This window comes from Streptomyces sp. HD (assembly GCF_028369295.1).
Lineage (GTDB): Bacteria > Actinomycetota > Actinomycetes > Streptomycetales > Streptomycetaceae > Streptomyces.
In genome coordinates, this window is the sequence record NZ_JAQMYP010000004.1 from 139,369 (window position 1) to 158,589 (window position 19,221).

Genomic DNA, 19,221 nt, shown 5'->3' on the forward strand with positions numbered 1-19,221 from the left:
GCGACCGGGTTCACCACCGCGGCGTCGGCCGGCTAACCCGGCACCACCGCGAACGCCTCCACCTCCATCAGGAACTCCGGCCGTACCAGCCCGGCGACCTGTACCGCGGACGCGGCCGGCAGGCGGTCGTCGGGTATGTGTTCGGCGCGGGCCGTGCGGAGGGCTGGCATGTGGGACATGTCCGTGACGAAGTAGGTGAGTTTGACGACGTCGTCGAAGGTCGCCCCGGCCGCTGCCAGACAGCGCCTCAGGTTCTCGAAGACCTGGCGGGCCTGGGCCGCAGGGTCGCCCTCGCCGACGAGGCCGCCGTGCTCGTCCAGGGCGAGCTGGCCGGAGACGGCGACGAAACGGCCCGTGCCGAGTACGACGTGCGTGTACTGAGCGGCGGGGGCGACTCCGTCGGGGGCGGGGATCCTGGTCAGATCACTCATGCGTCCCATGGTGGACCATGGGTCCGACAATGCCCCCGACGGACCGTCAGCCGTCAGGCGGTCACGCGCTCAGCCGTGGAAGCCGAGCAGCTCGTGCAGTTCCGCGCCCCGCGACGACTGCGACGTCATCTTGGAGTTCAGCGGTTTCGGATCGGGCAGTGCCTCGCACACCGCGTCGGCCTCGCCCGCGCCGTGCGGCACCGTGCCGTCGGTCAGATAGGCCGCGAGGTGCTTGTCCAGGCAGGCGTTCCCGCTGAGCGTGATGCCGTGGTTGCCGCCGCCCTGCTCCACCACGAGGCTGGACCGGGCGAGCTTCTGGTGCACCGTGACGCCGCCCTGGTACGGGGTGGCCGCGTCGTCGGTCGCCTGGAACAGCAGTATCGGCGGCAGCTTGCCGTTGTCGACGTTCACCGAGTCCAGCGAGGGCGTGGGCCAGAACGCGCACGGCGCGTTGTACCAGGCGTTGTTCCAGGTCATGAACGGTGCCTTGTCGTACACGGCCCAGTTGTCCGCCCGCCACCGGTTCCAGTCGCGCGACCAGACGGCGTCACGGCACTGCACGGACGTATAGATGCTGTAGCCGTTGTCGCCGGACGAGTCGATGGCTCCGAACCTCTCGTACGCCTCGACCAGCGGGTCCGTGTCCTTGGTGTTCACATACGCCGCGAACGCCTCGGCGAGATAGGGCCAGTAGCCGTTGAAGTAGCCGCCGGGGAGGAACGTGTCCTCCAACTCGGAGGCGCCCACCTTCCCGCCGGCCGGCTTCTTGGCCAGCGCCGCCCGCATCGCGTACCACTTGGCCTCGATCTTCGCCGGATCGGTACCGAGCTTGTACGTGGCGTCGTACTTGGCGACCCATGCCATGAAGGCCTGGTGCCGGCCGTTGAAGGCGACGTCCTGCGCGAGGTTGTCCTCGTACCAGACGCCGGTCGGGTCGACGACCGAGTCCAGGACCGCGCGCCGCACCCGCTGCGGGAACAGCTTGGCGTAGACCGAGCCGAGGTAGGTGCCGTACGAGTAACCGAAGTAGTTGATCTGCTTCGCGCCGAGTGCGGCACGGATCTTGTCCATGTCGCGCACGGCGCTGATCGTGTTGATGTACGGCAGGACGTCCGCGTACTTCTCGCCGCAGGCCCGCGCGAACGCCTTGGCGCGCTGGAGGTTGGCCCGCTCGATCCGCGGTGTGCTCGGCACGGAGTCCGGGCGGACCGGGGCGAAGTGGCCGGGGCGGCAGTCGAGGGCGGGCTTGCTCTTGCCGACGCCGCGCGGGTCGAAGCCGATGACGTCGTACTGCGCCGCCACGTCCTTGGGCAGTGCGGAGGCGACGAACCCGGCGAGCGTGAGTCCGCTGCCGCCGGGGCCGCCCGGATTGACGAGCAGCGGGCCCTGGTACTTCTTCGCGGTGTGCGGGACGCGGGACAGTGCCAGCGTGATCTGCCGTCCGTTCGGACGGGCGTGGTCGAGCGGCACCTTGAGGGACGCGCACTGAAGCGTCGGGTAGTCCTGCGTGCCGCACTTCTGCCAGGTGAGGCGCGCGGCCTGATCGCCTTTTGCGGGGTGCGCGGCGCCCGCCTGAGCGGGGACGGCCGTCATGGTTCCGGCCACGAGGGCGGCGGTGCCGCACAGCACGACTGCGCGTTTTCTCATGTGGTCCTCCCAGGACGGAGGGTCTCGGACCGTGAGTGCCACGGTCCCGGCCGCATCGTGCCGGAAAGGACCACCGGAAGAACGGGTTCTGCCAAGACTTGACCCGATTGGGTCGAGGGAAGCGCTCCAATGCTCTCAAATGAGCGAGAGTTGAGTCGGTTCGGTCAGTGTGGGCTCGGCCGGCTCGGGCTCGGGGATCCGGCGGGGCATGCTCGCGCGCGTGGGGCCGATGCCGTACTCCTGTGCCAGGTCGTGGACCTGACGGGTGATCCGGCGCTGGTACCACTTCGGCGCGTAGGCGCCGTCCGCGTACAGCCGCTCGTAACGGCGCACCAGATGCGGGTGATGGCGGCCCAGCCAGGCCATGAACCACTCGCGGGCCCCGGGCCGCAGATGCAGCACCAGCGGCGTCACCGAGGTGGCCCCGGACGCGGCGATCGCCCGCACGGTGGCCCGCAGTTGGGCCGGGTGGTCGCTCAGGAACGGAATCACCGGCGCCATCAGCACACCGCACCCGAGCCCGTGCTCGGCGAGGGTCCGTACGACGTCCAGGCGCCGCTCGGGGGCGGGCGTGCCCGGCTCCACGGTGCGCCACAGCTCGCGGTCGACGAAGCCGACCGACATGGAGATGCCGACGTCCGTCACCTCGGAGGACTGCTTCAGCAGGTCGAGGTCGCGCAGGATCAGCGTGCCCTTGGTCAGGATCGAGTACGGGTTGGCGTGGTCCCGCAGGGCGGCGAGGATGCCCGGCATCAGCCGGTAGCGGCCCTCCGCGCGCTGGTAGCAGTCGACGTTCGTGCCCATCGCTATGTGCTCGCCCTGCCAGCGACGCGAGGACAGCTGGCGGCGCAGCAGCTCCGGCGCGTTCACCTTGACCACGATCTGCGAGTCGAAGCCGAGGCCCGTGTCGAGGTCCAGATAGCTGTGCGTCTTGCGCGCGAAGCAGTACACGCACGCGTGCGAGCAGCCCCGATAGGGGTTCACCGTCCACTCGAAGGGCATGCGCGAGGCGCCGGGCACCCGGTTGATGATCGAGCGGGCCCGGATCTCATGGAAGGTGATCCCGGCGAACTCGGGCGTGTCGAAGGTGCGGGTGACCACGGCGTCCGCGCCGAACAGCGCGGTGTCGGCCCGGCTGTGGTCGGACTCCAGGGTGAGGTTCTCCCAGCGCATGGTGCCTCCTCGGTAGCACTGGCCCCAGAATAGAACACATGTTCCCTTGATCGTGCGACCTATGGCCAGGCTTCGATTTCGATCACTGTGCGATCGCTTCGGGGCCGTGATCGGGACCCCGATTTGGGCGGTCCGGGAGCGGGGTGGTTGGCTTGCCCAAACCCCCGAGAAAACTGGTCCTGGAGGAAGTCAATGGCGCAGGTCGAGGCCACTACGGAGCGGATCGTCGCGGCGGACGCGGAGAAGGTGTTCGACGCCCTCGCCGACTACAGCGGCACCCGGCAGAAGCTGCTGCCCGAGCACTTCAGCGAGTACGAGGTGCGCGAGGGCGGCGACGGCGAGGGCACCCTCGTCCACTGGAAGCTGCAGGCCACCAGCAAGCGGGTGCGCGACTGCCTCCTGGAGGTCAGCGAGCCCACCGACGGCGAGCTCGTCGAGAAGGACCGCAACTCCTCCATGGTCACCACCTGGCGGGTCACCCCGGCCGGCGAGGGCAAGTCCCGGGTCGTCGTCACCACCACCTGGCAGGGTGCCGGCGGTATCGGCGGCTTCTTCGAGAAGACCTTCGCGCCCAAGGGCCTCGGCCGGATCTACGACGCGCTGCTCACCAAGCTCGCCGCCGAGGTCGAGAAGTAAGTCCCCGGCGTTCGGGGGCCCTTGGTCTGCCCCGGCCTCCTCACCGGATCGAGTGGAACTCCGTCGTGTCCGGGACGGCACCGTAACTCGCCGCGCTTGCTCGTAGTTGTCGCCTTATGCGGGAAATGTGAGCAGGCGCGGCGAGGGGAGCGGTACGTGAGCGGCACGACTTTGGTGCAGGATGAAACCGTCACGGCGCCTCCTGCACAGGCTCCGCCCCACGGTTCGGAACCCCAACTGAGCCCGCGCCGGGTGCGGTTGGTCTTCTTCGGGCTGATGCTCGCGCTGCTCCTCGCCGCGCTGGAGCAGATGATCGTCGCCACCGCCCTGCCGAAGATCGTCGGCGAACTGCACGGCCTGGACAAGATGTCCTGGGCGATCACCGCCTACCTGCTCACCGCCACCGTCGGCCTGCCGATCTACGGCAAACTCGGCGACCTCCTCGGCCGCAAGGGCGTCTTCCAGTTCGCGATCGTCGTCTTCGTCATCGGCTCCGCGCTGGCCGGCCGGGCCGAGACCATGGACCAGCTGATCGCCTACCGGGCCGTCCAGGGCGTCGGTGCGGGCGGTCTCATGATCGGCGTCCAGGCGATCATCGCCGACATCGTGCCGGCCCGCGAGCGCGGTCGGTTCATGGGCATGATCGGCGCCGCGTTCGGCCTCGCCTCGGTCGCCGGGCCCCTGCTGGGCGGCTACTTCACGGACCACCTCTCCTGGCGGTGGTGCTTCTACATCAACGTCCCCTTCGGCCTCCTCACCCTGGCCGTCGTCACCGTCGTACTGAAACTGCCCAAGCCGCAGGCCAAGCCACGGCTCGACATCCTCGGCTCCCTGCTGCTCGCCGTCGCCTCCACCTGCCTGGTCCTGCTGACCAGTTGGGGCGGCAACGAGTACGCCTGGGACTCCCGCGAGATCCTCGGTCTCGGCGCGGGAGCGGCCCTCGCCACCGTCCTCTTCCTCGTGGCAGAGCGCTTCGCCGCCGAACCCCTGATCCCGCTGCGGCTGTTCAGGGACTCCGTCTTCAACGTCACCGGACTGGTCGGCCTCGTGATCGGCGTCGCCCTGTTCGGGGCGGCCAGCTATCTGCCGACCTTCCTGCAGATGGTCGACGGGGCCACGGCCACCGAGTCGGGCCTGCTCATGCTGCCCATGATGGGCGGCATCGTCGGCGCCTCCATCGTCTGCGGCCAGCTCATCAGCCTCACCGGCCGGTACAAGATCTACCCCGTGCTCGGCAGCGCCCTCTCGGTCGTCGGCATGTGGCTGCTGTCCCGCCTCGAAGTCGACACGCCCCGGCTGCACTACAGCATCTGGATGGCCGTACTCGGCGCCGGTATCGGCATGGTGATGCCGGTCCTGATCCTCGCCGTGCAGAACTCCGTGCGCCCCGCCGACCTCGGCACCGCCACCAGCGCCAACAACTACTTCCGGCAGATCGGCGGCAGCGTCGGCGCCGCGATCTTCGGCACTCTCTTCGCCGGCCGGCTCGCCGACGCCCTCGCCGAACACCTGCCCGCGCGCGCGGAGGCCCGGCTGCCCGACCCCGAGTCGATCACCCCGCAGCTCGTCCACGCCATGCCCGAGGCCCTGCGCGACGGCTACGTCCAGGCCTACGCCGAGGCCATGCCGCGCATCTTCCTCTATCTGGTGCCGGTACTCGTCCTCGGGCTGCTGATCGCCTTCTTCCTCAAGGAGACCCCCCTGTCGACCGGCGCGGCGTCCCACGACGCCCCGGCCCCGGAGACGGAACCGGCGTCCGTGCGCGCCCCGATCCCCGCGACCCGATCGCCGCACACGGCCGGTGTCCCCGTCCGCGGCACGGTGCAGCACCCCGACGGCACCGTCGTCCCGCGCGCGGCGCTCACCCTCATCGACGTCGGCGGGCAGCAGATCGGACGCGGCACGAGCGGTGAGAACGGGCGGTACACACTGGCCACGCCGAGCCCCGGCGCGTACGTGCTGATCGCCGCCGCGGGCGGCCACCAGCCGCAGGCCGTCTCCGTGACCGTCGGCGAGCGCCCGGTCGAGCTGGACATCGTCCTCGGCGGTGCCGGACGCCTCGCCGGGCGGGTGCTCACCCCGGACGGCACCCCCGTGGACGCCACCGTCACACTCACCGACGTCCACGGCGAGGTCGTCGCCACCACCCGCAGCGGCCGCGAAGGCGGCTATGTCATCACCGAACTGGTCGCGGGCGAGTACACCCTCGCCGCGAGCACGCCCGCGTTCCGCCCGGCCGCCGTCCCTGTCACCGTGAAGGCCGCCCGCGAGACCCGCCAGGACATCGAACTCGCCGGCGGCGCCCTCCTGCGAGGCACCGTACGCGCGGGCGGCGGACGGCCCGTCGAGGACGCGCGCGTGACCCTCCTCGACGCGGCCGGCAACGTCATGGACACCCTGACCACCGGGCCCGACGGCACCTTCCGGTTCGTCGACCTGTCCACCGGCGAGTACACCGTCATCGCCACCGGTTACCCGCCGGTCGCCACCGTGCTCCAGGTCGCCGGCGGCGGCCGTACGGAACGCGACCTTCAGCTGAGCCACGAGGACTGACGACCCGTCGGGTGCACGCCGCTGTCCTGCGCGGACGCGGCGTCTGCCGCCCGTTCGGCACCCGCCCGGGCCGCCCCGGTCCGGCCGCACCAATTCCCGTATTGCCGCACATCACCTCCGTCCAGAGCCGTACGGTGGAGTAGGCGGCAGATCTTGCGGAGCCGTGGGGAGAGAGGGCCTGGGCCATGAACCGTGGCACCGAGAGGGACGACGCGGTGACCGAACCCGGCGCGGCCGGCCGTATCCCGCTGGCCGTGGTCGTGGTGGACCGCGAGGGCCTGGTCTCCCACTGGAGCTCCGGCGCACGCCGTCTGTTCGGCGCCGCCAAGGAAGAGGCGATCGGGCGCCCGGCCGTCGACCTCCTGCCGGTCTCCGGGGCCCTGCCCGACGAGGGGGACCTCGCGCCGTACGGGGCGTACGCGGCGTACGACGATCTCGGCCACGACCTCGAATCGTCCCTCGACGGGCGGCTGTTCTACCCGGCCGCGGGCCGCGCCCGGCTCACCGTGCGCGACCACGACCGCGTCGACGTGCTGTGGTGGGCCTACCCGCTGGTGGGGCCCGGACCGGAGCGGCTGCTGGTGCTCGGCGCCGACGTGGGCGGACTCCAGCAGGAGGCGGGCGACGAGGACGCCCGCTTCGAGCGCGTCGCACCCGCCTTCGCCCTGCACACCGACTTCCCCGGCGCCGAGGAACTCGCCCGCCGCCTCCCCGAGATCCTGCCCAGCATGAGCGTCGAGGAGAGTGCCCGGATCGTCGGGCAGATCCTCGAACTCGGCTATCCCGTACTGGAGTTCAGCCAGAACGACCGGGTCCCCGTCACCCCCGACTGGGGCGTGCCCCGGCGCGTCGAGCGCAAGGCCCGCCGCGAGCGCGCCGCCCGGGCCGTCGCCGAAGGGTCGCCGTTACCGCAGGACTACCCTGACGAGGGCGAGGACCTGGAGTACGCCGCCGTACGCGAACGCCTGGAGTTCCTCAACGAGGTCAGCGGCCGTATCGGCACCTCCCTCGATCTGTCGCGGACCATCATCGAGGTCAGCAAGGCCGTCGTGCCGCGCTTCACCGACGTCGCCGGCACCTATCTGCGCGAACAGGTCGTCGCCGGCGAGGGGTTCCCCGACGGCGTGCCGGACACCACCACCATGTGGCACCGGGTCGCCGTCGAGCACACCGACGAACCCGGCCGCTGGGACGACGTCGTCCCGGTCGGCGAGGCCATGCCGTTCCCCGCGCACACGCCGTTCTTCCAGTGCATGACCACCGGCGAACCCGTCCTCGTGCCGCGCATCAGCGAGCAGATGGGCCACGCCATCGCCTCGCAGTTCGAGAAGCGCGACATCCGGCCGCTGATCACCGGCCGCTCGATGCTGGTCGTGCCGCTCAAGGCGCGCAATGTCGTCCTGGGCTTCATGATCCTGCTGCGGCACCCGGAGCGCGTCGAGTTCAACGACATGGACCGCGTCACCGGCGCCGAACTCGCCGCCCGCGCGGGCCTCGTGCTCGACAACGCGCGCATGTACACCTATCAGGAGAGCGTCGCAGAGACCCTCCAGGACAGCATGCTGCCGCACATCCCGCCGCGCATGGCGGGCTGCGACATCGCCACCCGCTATCTGCCGGGTACCTTGCTGGGGCGGGTCGGCGGTGACTGGTTCGACTCCGTCAAACTGCCCGGGGCCAGAACCGCCCTCGTCGTCGGCGACGTCATGGGCCACGGTCTCAACTCCGCCGCCATGATGGGCCAGTTGCGTACGGCCGTGCAGACCATGGCGGCCCTCGACCTGCCGCCCGCCCAGCTGCTGCGCAACCTCGACGACCTCGCCCAGCGCCTCGGCGACACCTACCTGGCGACCTGCCTGTACGCCGTCTACGACCCCATCGCGAGCGAACTGCACCTCGCCAACGCCGGTCATATCCCGCCCGTCCTGGTCCGCGCCGACGACGGACGCAGCGAGCTGCTCGACCTGCCCACGGGAGCGCCGATCGGCGTCGGCGGGGTGCCCTTCGAGGCGGTACGCGTGCGGGTGGAGCCCGGCGACCGGATCGTGATGTGCACCGACGGGCTGGTCGAGGTGCGCGGCGAGGACATCGGGGTCGGCCTCGCCACCCTCTGCGAGTCCGCCGCCCACCCGGCCGCGTCCATGGACGACGCCTGCGACACCATCATCAGAGCCCTCGCCGCGACATTCTCGGAAGCGGGTCGCGGCGGCCGCAAGGACGACGTGGCCCTGCTGATGGCCCGACTCAACGGCGTCGAGCCGCAGGACGTCGCCGAGTGGCGGATCCGGCTCGACCCGGCGGAGGCCGGCCGGGCCCGCGCCGCCGTCCGCGAGCAGCTGCACGACTGGGGGCTGGCCGGACTCGCCGACCACGCCGAGCTGATGGTGAGCGAACTCGTCACCAACGCCGTACGGCACTCCCACAGCCGCCCCGTCGAACTGCGCCTCGTCCGCGGTGAGACGCTGCTGTGCGAGGTGGACGACGACGATCACGACCTGCCGACCCTGCTCAGCGCCGGACCCCTCGACGAGGCCGGGCGCGGGCTGCGCGTGGTGAGCACGCTCGCGCGTGAGTGGGGCACCAGCCGGACCAGTGCCGGAAAGACCGTCTGGTTCGAACTCACGCTCCCGCGCCGCTGATCCCTGTGCCCCGTGAGGCGTACGACGGCGGACGGATGTCGAATGCGGAGTGAAGGTATGCGCCACGCGCTTGTGGCCGAAACCGGGCCGCGGTAGACCGTACTCGCCCGTCACTTCAGGACGGGTCGTCGTCGCACCCTGGGGAGTCGGACATGAGCGTGACGAGTCGGTACCGGGAGGCCTGGGAGGGCTTCTGGCGTGAGGCCCCCGAGGAGCAGGGGGCGGTGTTCTGGGACGCCGAGCCCGCCTTGACCTCCGGGCGCCATCTGGCCCTGTTCGAGGCGCACCTGGCCGATCCGGGCCTGCCGATGGTGGACCTCGGCTGCGGCAACGGTACACAGACGCGTTTCCTCGCCGACCGTTTCCCGCGCGTCATCGGCGCCGACCTGTCCGAAGCCGCCCTCGACCACGCCCGGCACGCCGACCCCGCCGGGCAGGCGGCGTACCGGCTGTTCGACGCCGTGGAGAAGACCGAGGCCGAGACACTGCACGCCGAACTCGGCGACACCAACGTCTACATGCGGGGCGTGCTGCACCAGGCCGAGCCCGACGACCGGCAGCTGATGGTGAACGGGATCGCCACGCTGGTCGGTGAGCGGGGCCGGGCCTTCCTCGTCGAGCTCTCCGAGTCCGCCAAGCCCGTCCTGATCGGCCTCGCGCAGAGCCCGGCGGGCCCGCCGCCCAAGCTCGCACCGATCTTCCGGCACGGCATCGCCCCGGGCGAGGTGGCCGACGCCGCGGTGCCGGACTATCTGCGCGCAGCCGGGCTGACCGTCCTCGCGAGCGGCGAACTGCCGCTGATCACCACGGAGTACGCGCCCGACGGCACACGGATCGAGCTGCCGTCGAAGTGGGTGGTGGCGGGCCGGACGGCCTGACGACGGGCTGCCCTCCGGCGCGTCCGTGCGCGCCGGAGGGTGAACTCGCCGTGCCGGACGATCAGTTGATGGTGCGGCCCCTGCGGTACGCCACCCAGCCGGTGGCCAGCAGGGCGGCCGCGAGTGCGGCGACGGAGAGCACCGTGACGCCGGTCGAGGCGAGGCTGCCGCCCCCGGTACCGGTGCCGCCGGATCCGCCCGTGGAGGCGGGGTCCGTGCCGCCGGTGCCGCCGCCCGTGGTGCCCGAACCGGAGCCGCCGTCGCTGCCCGTGCCGCCCGTGCCTGTGCCGTCGTCGGTGTCCACCGGGTCCTGTCCGACGAAGCTGACCGGGACCTTGACGTCCTGGGAGCGGTCGCCTGACAGGGTGTGGTCGCCCCGGGTGGCCAGGACGCACTTGGCCTTGAAGCAGTCGGTGTACTCGTCCTTGGCGTCCACGGTCAGCTCGACCTCGAAGGTACCGCCCGTGCCGTACGGGATCGCCAGCTCCTCGCCGTAGTCGGGCGGGTTGGAGGAGATCCACGCGGAGGAGTGCGAGCCGCCGGTCATGTCGACGCCGCCGATGCACGGCGTGGGCAGTACGCCGTCGCCGTTGTCGACGCAGAGGGCGACGTAGACGCCCTTCTTCGCGTCGTAGCCGGTGCCGGTGACCTTGAGGGTCTGGTTCTCGGTGGCGAGGTCGTTGACCGGGGTGACGGTGAGCTTCTGGCCGTTCGGGCCGGTGACGGTGTTGGAGCCGGAGGGTCGGCCCGGGGCACCCGGGGTTTCGCCGCCGTTCCCGCCCCCGTTCCCGTCGTCCGCGTCCTGGACCGTCAGGGTGATCGGCGAAGTGCGTGTCGTCCCCGCGGAGTTCGTGAACTCGGCGCGGTACCGGTACCCGTCCGGCGGCAGCGGTCACGGCGACCTGAGCCGCCGTGACCTGAACCGCCCGGGTCAGGACGGGGACAACTCCCCTCGGACCGTGCGTGCCGCGGCGACCAGGTTCTCCAGCGAGGCCCGGGTCTCGGGCCAGCCGCGGGTCTTCAGGCCACAGTCGGGGTTGACCCACAGCCGTTCGGCGGGGATGGCCCGCAGGCCCGTACGGAGCAGCTCGGCGGCCTCACCCTCGCTCGGGACCCGCGGCGAGTGGATGTCGTACACGCCCGGTCCGGCCTCGCGCGGATAGCCGTGCGCGGCGAGTTCCCGGGCGACCTGCATATGGGAGCGGGCGGCCTCCAGGCTGATGACGTCGGCGTCGAGGTCGTCGATGGCCTGGACGACGTCGCCGAACTCGGCGTAGCACATGTGGGTGTGGATCTGGGTGTCCGGCCGGACACCGCCGGTGGTCAGCCGGAACGCCTCCGTGGCCCAGCCGAGGTACGCGGCACGGTCGGCGGCGCGCAGCGGCAGGGTCTCCCGGAGTGCGGGCTCGTCGACCTGGATGACCGAAGTCCCGCCCGTCTCAAGGTCGTTGACCTCCTCCCGAAGCGCGAGGGCGACCTGGCGGGCCGTCTCGGCGCGCGGCTGGTCGTCGCGGACGAACGACCAGGCGAGCATGGTGACCGGGCCGGTGAGCATGCCCTTGACCGGGCGGGAGGTGAGGGAGCGCGCGTACGACGCCCAGCGGACCGTCATCGGTGCGGGGCGGGAGATGTCGCCGGCCAGGATCGGCGGACGGACGTAGCGGGTGCCGTAGGACTGGACCCAGCCGTGCTGAGTGGCGAGGTAGCCGGTCAGCTGCTCGGCGAAGTACTGGACCATGTCGCCCCGTTCGGCCTCGCCGTGCACCAGGACGTCCAGTCCGGCCTTCTCCTGGAAGGCGATCACCTCACGGATCTCGGCCTTGATCCGCTCCTCGTAGCCGCCCGTGTCGATGCGCCCCGCCCGCAGGTCGGCCCGTGCGGTGCGCAGTTCGCCGGTCTGCGGGAAGGAGCCGATGGTGGTGGTCGGCAGCAGCGGCAGACCGAGGTGGGCCCGCTGGGCGGCGGCCCGCTCGGCGTACGGCTGGGAGCGGCGTGCGTCGGCCTCGGTGACGGCGGCGGCACGGGCCCGGACGTCCGGGTTCCGGGTGACCGGGGATGCCGCGCGGGAGGCCAGGTCGGCGCGGTTGGCGGCGAGTTCGGCGGCGATGGTGTCGGTGCCCTGGGCGAGACCCTTGGCGAGGGTGACGATCTCCCGCGTCTTCTGCCGGGCGAACGCGAGCCAGCGCAGGATCTGCGGTTCGATGTCCCGCTCGGCGGACGCGTCGAGCGGCACGTGCAGCAGGGAGCAGGAGGCCGACACGTCGACCCGGTCGGCCAGGCCCAGCAGGGTGCCGAGGGTGGCCAGGGACTTCGACAGGTCGTTGACCCAGATGTTGCGCCCGGTCACGACACCGGCGACCAGGCGCTTGCCCGGCAGCCCGCCGACGGCCGCGAGCGCCTCCAGGTTGGCGGCCGCGGACCCCGTGAAGTCCAGCGCGAGCCCCTCGACCGGCGCCTTCGCCAGCACCGGCAGGGCCTCCCCGAGCCGGTCGAAGTACGAGGCGACCAGCAGCTTCGGCCGGTCGGTGAGGGCGCCGAGGTCGCGGTAGGCGCGTTCGGCGGCGTTGAGTTCGGCCGGGGTGCGGTCCTGGACCAGGGCGGGTTCGTCCAGCTGCACCCACTGGGCGCCGGCCGCGCGCAGGTCGGCGAGGATCTCGGCGTACACCGGAAGCAGCCGGTCCAGCAGGGTGAGCGGTTCGAAGTCCGCGGCCACGCCGGGGGCCGGCTTGGCGAGCAGCAGATAGGTCACCGGGCCGACCAGGACCGGCCGGGCCGTCAGACCGAGGGCCACGGCCTCCTCGAACTCGGCGACCTGCTTGGCGGAGTCGGCCACGAACACCGTCTCCGGGCCCAACTCCGGCACCAGATAGTGGTAGTTGGTGTCGAACCACTTGGTCATCTCCAGCGGCGCCACGTCCTTGGTGCCGCGCGCCATCGCGAAGTACCCGTCGAGCGGGTCGGTGGCGACGGCGTCCCGGTGCCGGTCGGGGACGGCGCCGACCATGACGGTGGTGTCGAGGACGTGGTCGTAGTACGAGAAGTCCCCGGTGGGAACCTCGTCGAGGCCGGCCTCGGCCAGCTGCCGCCAGTTGCCGGCCCGCAGGCCGGCCGCGGTGGAGCGGAGCTCGTCGGCGCTGACGCGGCCCTTCCAGTAGCCCTCGATCGCCTTCTTCAGTTCCCGGTTCGGGCCCTGGCGGGGGTAGCCGTACACGGTGGTCCGTGCTGCCGCGGCTGCGGACTCGGTGGTCACGGAGATCTCCTTCGCGAGATGGATCCCTGAGATCCCGGGGACGGGACGAGAGCGCGAAGGGGTGACGGAACCGCACGGCAGCGGCCCCTGGCCGCCCGTTCGGTATGCACGCCGACCCGCCCACGAGGTCACCGGGATGTCCGCGCGCGGAACCGTCCGCGCACGGGCAGTTGGCAGGTCTTCGGACTCGCGGGCACGTCCTCATCACCTGAGGACACCTACTGGCCGTCGCTTCCCAGATCCGGTACGTCGGACCCAGTGCGTATGACGGCGGTCGTTCCCGCTCACCGCTGCGGGGCAGTCCCGGATTCCCACCGGGTTCCCTCTTACGACGCGTCCCGCCTGGCTGACGGGGCGAACCAGCTGCACCGGCAACCCTAGATGCCGGTGCCGTACATGTGAAACCCGCGGCCGGTCTTACGGCCCAGCAGCCCCGCCTCGACCATCCGCTGCAGCAGCGGGGGAGGGGCGTACAGGGGTTCCCTGAACTCGTCGTACAGCGACTCGGCGATCGAGGCGACCGTGTCGAGGCCGATCAGGTCCGCCAGCTTCAGCGGCCCCATGGGGTGGGCGCAGCCCAGCTCCATACCGGCGTCGATGTCGGCCGTGGTGGCGAACCCGGACTCCGCCATGCGGATCGCGGCCAGCAGGTAGGGCACGAGCAGCGCGTTGACGACGAAACCGGCGCGGTCCCGGGAGCGGACGACCGTCTTGCCCAGCACCCCGGTCGCGAACTCCTCGACCGCGGCGGCCGTCTCCGGGGCGGTGTGCAGGGAGGTGACGACCTCGACCAGCGGCATCACGGGCACCGGGTTGAAGAAGTGCAGTCCCACCACGCGGTCGGCGCGGCCGGTGGCCATGGCGAGACGCATCACGGGCAGGGAGGAGGTGTTGGTCGCGAAGACCGCCGCCGGGTCCGCCACGATCTTGTCGAGGGCGGCGAACACCTCCACCTTGGCATCGGCGTTCTCGACGACGGCCTCGATGACGAGCTGCCGGTCCGCCAGGTCCTCCAGGCAGCCGGTGAAGAGCAGCCGCCCCAGGGCGTCCCGCGCGGCGGCCTCCGTCAACTTGCCCCGCCGCACGGCCCGTTCCAGCGAGGCGGCCACGCGCTCCCGGGCGGCCTGGGCGGCGACGGCGTCGGCCTCGCACACCACGGTGTCCAGCCCGGCCCGGGCGCACACCTCGGCGATCCCGGCCCCCATCTGCCCGCCGCCGACCACGCCGACGCGCCTGATGTCCCCGCTCATGCCCCCTCCTCCGTCCACCGCACAAGGTGTCGTGTGTACGCGTCCGGGGTGAAGAACAGCGGCAACTCACCCGCCATCGCGGTGCGTTCGAAGAGCGCGCGGATCTCGTCCAACGGCGCCCACGGATACTCCGCACCCAGCGAGACCAGCTCGTCTTCGAGCAGCCCTGTCACCGCCTCCCGGTCCACCACCCGGTGCCGCAGCCACTGCCAGATCTGCACCCGGGCGATCTCCGCGGTCGCCGCGTCCTCCATCAGCCCGTACAGCGCGACGGCACCCTGCCCACGCAGCCAGGCGGTGAAGTACCGCAAGGCCACGGCGACATTGGTACGCACGCCCTCGGCGCTCGGCGGCCCGCCGATCCGGCGCACCGACAGCAACTGGGCCGCCGTCACCTCCACGTCGTCACGCGTACGGTCGATCTGGTGGGGCCGGTCCCCGAGGACGCCGTCGAACACCTCCCGGCACAGGTCCACCAGCCCGGGATGGGCGACCCAGGACCCGTCGAAGCCGTCCTCCGCCTCCCGCTCCTTGTCCAGCCGCACCTTGGCGACCGCCGCCTCGTGGGCGGCCGGATCCTTGCCCGGCACCTGGGCGGCCATACCGCCGATCGCATGCGCGCCCCGCTTGTGACAAGTACGCACGAGCAGTTCGGTGTACGCCCGCATGAAGGGCGCCGTCATCGTGACCTGCCCGCGGTCCGGGAGCAGGAAGTCGGTGCGGTGACCGAAAGTCTTGATCAGGCTGAAGAGATAGTCCCAACGGCCCGCGTTGAGGCCGCAGGAGTGCTCACGCAGCTCGTAGAGGATCTCCTCCATCTCGAACGCGGCGGTGATCGTCTCGATGAGCACGGTGGCACGGACCGTGCCGCGCGGGATGCCGAGGAGTTCCTGGGCGAAGACGAAGATGTCGTTCCACAACCGCGCCTCGTACCGGTTCTCCAGCTTCGGCAGGTAGAAGTACGGCCCGCGACCGGCGTCGATCTGACGCTGCGCGCAGTGGAAGAAGTACAGCCCGAAGTCCACGAGGGCGGCGGGCACGGGCCGGCCGTCGAACTCCAGGTGCTCCTCGTCGAGGTGCCAGCCGCGCGGCCGTACGACGATCGTGGCGAGCCGGTTGCTTTCGCGGAGCCGGTACTCCTTGCCCTCCGGCGTGCCGAAGTCGATCCGTCGCTCGATCGCGTCGAGCAGGTTGAGCTGCCCGTCGATGACGTTGTGCCAGGTGGGCGCGGTCGCGTCCTCGAAGTCCGCCATCCACACGCAGGCACCGGAGTTGAGCGCGTTGACCGCCATCCGACGGTCGGGCGGCCCGGTGATCTCCACCCGGCGGTCGGCCAGCCCGGGCGCGGGCGGCGCGACGCGCCAGGCGGGGTCTGCGCGCACGGCGGAGGTGACCATGGGGAAGTCGAGCGGCGAGCCGGAGGCAAGACGCAGCGCCTGCCGACGTCGCTCCTTCAACAGCTCCAGCCGCCGCTCCCCGAAGCCTCCGACCAGCCGACCGACGAAGTCCAGGGCGGCGGGGGTGAGGATCTCGTCATGGCGGTGACCGGGAGCGGCGAGCACGCGGACATGGTGGGTCGGTGCGGTGATGGACATCGGGTTCTCCTGACTGGAAACGTTCAGGGCATCGCCCTGAAAGGGGCGCGGGGAACTGCGCGACCAGCCCCCACACACCCGCAGACGACGAACCGGCCTAGTGGAACTGCTCCTCCTCGGTCGACCCGGCAAGCGCGGTCGTGGAGGACGCAGGATTGACGGCAGTCGAAACCAGGTCGAAATACCCTGTACCGACCTCCCGCTGATGCCTGACGGCAGTGAACCCGTGCTGCTGCGCGGCGAACTCCCGCTCCTGCAGATCGACATACGCGGTCATGCCGTGCTCGGCGTACCCCCGGGCCAGGTCGAACATCCCGTGGTTGAGCGAGTGGAACCCGGCCAGCGTGATGAACTGGAACCGGTACCCCATCGCCCCCAACTCCCGCTGGAACTTGGCGATCTGGTCGTCGTCCAGCGCCGCCTTCCAGTTGAAGGACGGCGAGCAGTTGTACGCCAGCATCTGGTCCGGGTACCGGGCATGGATCGCCTCGGCGAACTCCCGCGCCTGGCCGAGATCAGGCGTACCGGTCTCCACCCAGATCAGGTCGGCGTACGGCGCGTACGCGAGCCCGCGGGCGATGACCGGCGCCATCCCGTTCCGCACCCGGTAGAACCCCTCCGCCGTCCGCTCCCCGGTCACGAACTCGGCGTCCCGCTCGTCGACGTCACTGGTCAGCAGGTTGGCGGCGAGCGCATCCGTACGCGCGACGACCACCGTCGGCACATCGGCGATGTCGGCGGCCAGCCGGGCGGCGTTGAGGGTGCGGATGTGCTGCGAGGTCGGCACCAGGACCTTGCCGCCGAGGTGACCGCACTTCTTCTCCGAGGCGAGCTGGTCCTCGTAGTGGATGCCGGCGGCCCCCGCCGCGATCATCGCCTTGGTCAGCTCGAACGCGTTGAGCGGGCCGCCGAACCCGGCCTCCGCGTCGGCGACGATCGGCGCGAGCCAGTCGGTGGTGTCCTCGCCGCCCTCCGCGGTGGCGATCTGGTCGGCGCGCAGCAGCGCGTTGTTGATCCGGCGGACCACCTGCGGGACCGAGTTGGCCGGGTACAGGCTCTGGTCGGGGTAGGTGTGTCCGGCCAGGTTGGCGTCGGCGGCGACCTGCCAGCCGGACAGGTAGATGGCCTGGAGCCCGGCCTTGACCTGCTGGACGGCCTGGCCGCCGGTGAGCGCGCCGAGCGCGTGGACGTAGTCCCGCTCGTGCAGCTGCCGCCACAGCCGTTCGGCGCCGCGCCGGGCCAGGGTGTGCTCCTCACGGACGCTGCCGGAGAGCCGTACCACGTCCTCGGCGGTGTAGGTGCGCTCGATGCCCTGCCAGCGCGGGTCGGTGGCCCAGCGCCGCGCGAGTTCCTCGGCCGCCTGCGTGCTCGCCTCTGCCATGACTGTCACCGTCTCCTCGGTCTGTGCTGAGTGCCAATCCGTATGCCTGGACAGACAGCAGTTGGCACTGGGTGTCTCGCTCTGGATGGCCCGCTGTAGTTCGCTGGCCACACCGACGACTTTGGCACTGGCACTGAGTGCCAACAACCGTGGACCGTTGCCAACTTCTGCGAATCTTCCGGTCCTCGTCTGCCAACTTTGCGAAGGGAGGAGGCGGGTGTTCCTCGCGTACGCTGCCCCTGTCCGCACACGAAGGAGGGGCCCGGAGTGAGCAAGACCTACGCGGGCGCGCGGCTGCGGCGGCTGCGCGAGGAACGCCGGATGAGCCAGGCCGAACTCGCCCGCGCCCTGGGTATCTCCCCGAGCTATCTGAACCAGATGGAGCACGACTCCCGTCCGCTCACCGTGCCCGTGCTGCTGCGGCTGACCGAGACGTTCGGGCTCGACCCGGGCTTCTTCTCCGAACGCGACACGACCCGGCTGGTGGCCGACCTGCGCGAGGCGCTGGCCGGAGAGATCGCCGAGTCCCGGGTGTCATCGTCCGACCTCGCCGAACTGGCCTCGCGCATGCCGGCGGTGGCGCAGGTGCTGGTCGGACTGGGCCGCCGCAACCAGGCGTTGTCCGAGCGGCTCGCGGACGGGCGGGACACCGGCCACACGGCGCCGCACTCACCGCACGAGGAGATCCGGGACTTCTTCTACCGCCGCCAGAACTACCTGCACGAGACCGACCTCGCGGCCGAGCACCTCGCCGACGCGATCGGCATCCGGCCCGGAGAGGTCCTCGGCACCCTGGCGGCGAGACTGGCCGACGCCCACGGAATCCGCCTGGCCGCCGGAGCCGCCGACCGTCCGCACCCCCATGCCACCGGCGGTCGTCCGCATCCCCACGACACCGACGACCGGCTCCACCACTACGACGTGACGACCCGCACCCTCCACCTCTCCGGCCGCCTCCGCCCCGGCCAGCGCGCCTTCCGGATGGCGACCCAGCTGGCCCTCCTCGAATACGGCGACGACCTCGACCGCCGGGCCGCCGAGGACTTCGAGCCCGGCTCACCCGCCCACGCCCTGGCCCGGATCGGCGTCGCCCACTACTTCGCCGCCGCGCTGATCCTGCCCTACACCGCTTTCCACACGGCGGCCGAGGAGGTCCGCTACGACATCGAGCGGCTCACCGACCGCTACGGCCTCGGCTACGAGACCGTCTGCCACCGGCTGAGCACCCTCCAACGGCCGCGGCTGCGCGGGGTGCCCTTCTCCTTCGTCCGGGTGGACCGGGCCGGGAACATGTCCAAGCGGCAGTCGGCCAGCGGCTTCCACTTCTCCCGGGCGGGCGGCACCTGCCCGCTGTGGAACGTCTACGAGGCGTTCGCCGCGCCCGGCCGGATCCATGTCCAGATCGCCGAAATGCCTGACGGGCAGCGGTACTTGTGGACCGCCCGCGTGGTCACCCGGCACCGCGGCGGCTGGGGCGAGCCGGGGCGGACGTACGCCATCGGGCTCGGCTGCGAGATCCGCCATGCGCATCGGCTCGTCTACTCCGACGGCCTCGACCTCGCCAACACCGCCGCGGCCACCCCGATCGGCATGGGCTGCCGCGTCTGCGAGCGCCTCGACTGCCCCCAGCGGGCCGCGCCGCCGCTCGGGCGTCAGCTGCGGATCGACCAGAACAGCAGCACGTTCGTGCCCTATCCGGTCGAGAGCGACGGACCCGGCTGATCAGTCGTGCCACGGCTCCGCGGGTACGCACGGCACCGGTGTGCGGTGCGCGGACCGCCCGGGGAA

General features: G+C 71.3%; 13 protein-coding genes and 1 riboswitch. Of the genes, 5 read left to right on the forward strand and 8 right to left on the reverse strand.

Annotation, left to right across the window (positions count from 1 at the left end; all coding sequences use genetic code 11):
* Nucleotides 1-32: 32 nt before the first annotated feature.
* The 3 genes from POF73_RS05475 to POF73_RS05485 form a co-directional block, all read right to left on the reverse strand.
* Nucleotides 33-431, reverse strand: a complete 399-nt coding sequence (locus POF73_RS05475) for a RidA family protein (protein ID WP_272113315.1) — start codon at nucleotides 429-431, stop codon at nucleotides 33-35.
* A 69-nt stretch (nucleotides 432-500) separates the two neighbouring features.
* Nucleotides 501-2,078 carry an alpha/beta hydrolase gene (locus tag POF73_RS05480; RefSeq protein WP_272113316.1) on the reverse strand — a complete coding sequence of 526 codons (1,578 nt, stop codon included), beginning with the start codon at nucleotides 2,076-2,078 and terminating at the stop codon, nucleotides 501-503.
* Between the two features lie 135 nt (nucleotides 2,079-2,213).
* Nucleotides 2,214-3,251 carry an Rv2578c family radical SAM protein gene (locus POF73_RS05485; protein ID WP_272113317.1) on the reverse strand — a complete coding sequence of 346 codons (1,038 nt, stop codon included), beginning with the start codon at nucleotides 3,249-3,251 and terminating at the stop codon, nucleotides 2,214-2,216.
* A 192-nt stretch (nucleotides 3,252-3,443) separates the two neighbouring features.
* On the opposite strand from POF73_RS05485, the gene POF73_RS05490 reads away from it, so the two are divergent.
* From POF73_RS05490 to POF73_RS05505, 4 genes are all read left to right on the forward strand, one after another.
* Nucleotides 3,444-3,887, forward strand: a complete 444-nt coding sequence (locus tag POF73_RS05490) for an SRPBCC family protein (RefSeq protein ID WP_272113318.1) — start codon at nucleotides 3,444-3,446, stop codon at nucleotides 3,885-3,887.
* A gap of 156 nt (nucleotides 3,888-4,043) precedes the next feature.
* A complete protein-coding gene (locus POF73_RS05495; RefSeq protein WP_272113319.1) occupies nucleotides 4,044-6,440 on the forward strand; it encodes an MFS transporter in 2,397 nt (798 codons plus the stop codon).
* A gap of 185 nt (nucleotides 6,441-6,625) precedes the next feature.
* Entirely contained in the window at nucleotides 6,626-9,079 is a 2,454-nt protein-coding gene (locus POF73_RS05500; RefSeq protein ID WP_272113320.1) for an ATP-binding SpoIIE family protein phosphatase, read from the forward strand.
* A 152-nt stretch (nucleotides 9,080-9,231) separates the two neighbouring features.
* Nucleotides 9,232-9,957: a class I SAM-dependent methyltransferase gene (locus tag POF73_RS05505; protein WP_272113321.1), complete on the forward strand. Its 726-nt coding sequence runs from the start codon at nucleotides 9,232-9,234 to the stop codon at nucleotides 9,955-9,957.
* A 61-nt stretch (nucleotides 9,958-10,018) separates the two neighbouring features.
* Here POF73_RS05505 and POF73_RS05510 read toward each other — a convergent pair whose 3' ends face one another.
* The 5 genes from POF73_RS05510 to aceA form a co-directional block, all read right to left on the reverse strand.
* Nucleotides 10,019-10,504, reverse strand: coding sequence for a hypothetical protein (locus POF73_RS05510; protein WP_272113322.1), 486 nt, complete (start codon nucleotides 10,502-10,504; stop codon nucleotides 10,019-10,021).
* Between the two features lie 384 nt (nucleotides 10,505-10,888).
* Nucleotides 10,889-13,207 (reverse strand): 5-methyltetrahydropteroyltriglutamate--homocysteine S-methyltransferase, encoded by a 2,319-nt coding sequence (gene metE / locus POF73_RS05515; protein ID WP_272113323.1) that lies wholly within the window; start codon nucleotides 13,205-13,207, stop codon nucleotides 10,889-10,891.
* Between the two features lie 155 nt (nucleotides 13,208-13,362).
* A riboswitch (cobalamin riboswitch) is annotated at nucleotides 13,363-13,586 on the reverse strand.
* Nucleotides 13,585-14,457, reverse strand: a complete 873-nt coding sequence (locus tag POF73_RS05520) for a 3-hydroxybutyryl-CoA dehydrogenase (RefSeq protein ID WP_272113324.1) — start codon at nucleotides 14,455-14,457, stop codon at nucleotides 13,585-13,587. Its footprint overlaps the riboswitch before it by 2 nt.
* Nucleotides 14,454-16,052 carry a malate synthase A gene (gene aceB / locus POF73_RS05525; protein ID WP_272113325.1) on the reverse strand — a complete coding sequence of 533 codons (1,599 nt, stop codon included), beginning with the start codon at nucleotides 16,050-16,052 and terminating at the stop codon, nucleotides 14,454-14,456. Before aceB ends, POF73_RS05520 begins: the two co-directional genes overlap by 4 nt.
* A gap of 97 nt (nucleotides 16,053-16,149) precedes the next feature.
* The gene (gene aceA / locus POF73_RS05530) at nucleotides 16,150-17,433 is read right to left on the reverse strand and encodes an isocitrate lyase (protein ID WP_272113326.1); all 1,284 of its coding nucleotides are present in this window, start codon (nucleotides 17,431-17,433) and stop codon (nucleotides 16,150-16,152) included.
* A 267-nt stretch (nucleotides 17,434-17,700) separates the two neighbouring features.
* On the opposite strand from aceA, the gene POF73_RS05535 reads away from it, so the two are divergent.
* Nucleotides 17,701-19,155, forward strand: a complete 1,455-nt coding sequence (locus POF73_RS05535; RefSeq protein ID WP_272113327.1) for a short-chain fatty acyl-CoA regulator family protein — start codon at nucleotides 17,701-17,703, stop codon at nucleotides 19,153-19,155.
* Nucleotides 19,156-19,221 lie beyond the last annotated feature (66 nt).

What these genes read in the sequence shown, in the direction of transcription:
- POF73_RS05510 (WP_272113322.1), bottom strand. Translation starts at nt 10,504, where the DNA reads ATGACCGGCGGCTCGCACTCCTCCGCGTGGATCTCCTCCAACCCGCCC.
- POF73_RS05480 (WP_272113316.1), bottom strand. Translation starts at nt 2,078, where the DNA reads ATGAGAAAACGCGCAGTCGTGCTGTGCGGCACCGCCGCCCTCGTGGCC.
- POF73_RS05475 (WP_272113315.1), bottom strand. Translation starts at nt 431, where the DNA reads ATGAGTGATCTGACCAGGATCCCCGCCCCCGACGGAGTCGCCCCCGCC.
- POF73_RS05490 (WP_272113318.1), top strand. Translation starts at nt 3,444, where the DNA reads ATGGCGCAGGTCGAGGCCACTACGGAGCGGATCGTCGCGGCGGACGCG.
- POF73_RS05520 (WP_272113324.1), bottom strand. Translation starts at nt 14,457, where the DNA reads ATGAGCGGGGACATCAGGCGCGTCGGCGTGGTCGGCGGCGGGCAGATG.
- aceB (WP_272113325.1), bottom strand. Translation starts at nt 16,052, where the DNA reads ATGTCCATCACCGCACCGACCCACCATGTCCGCGTGCTCGCCGCTCCC.
- aceA (WP_272113326.1), bottom strand. Translation starts at nt 17,433, where the DNA reads ATGGCAGAGGCGAGCACGCAGGCGGCCGAGGAACTCGCGCGGCGCTGG.
- POF73_RS05500 (WP_272113320.1), top strand. Translation starts at nt 6,626, where the DNA reads ATGAACCGTGGCACCGAGAGGGACGACGCGGTGACCGAACCCGGCGCG.
- POF73_RS05485 (WP_272113317.1), bottom strand. Translation starts at nt 3,251, where the DNA reads ATGCGCTGGGAGAACCTCACCCTGGAGTCCGACCACAGCCGGGCCGAC.
- POF73_RS05505 (WP_272113321.1), top strand. Translation starts at nt 9,232, where the DNA reads ATGAGCGTGACGAGTCGGTACCGGGAGGCCTGGGAGGGCTTCTGGCGT.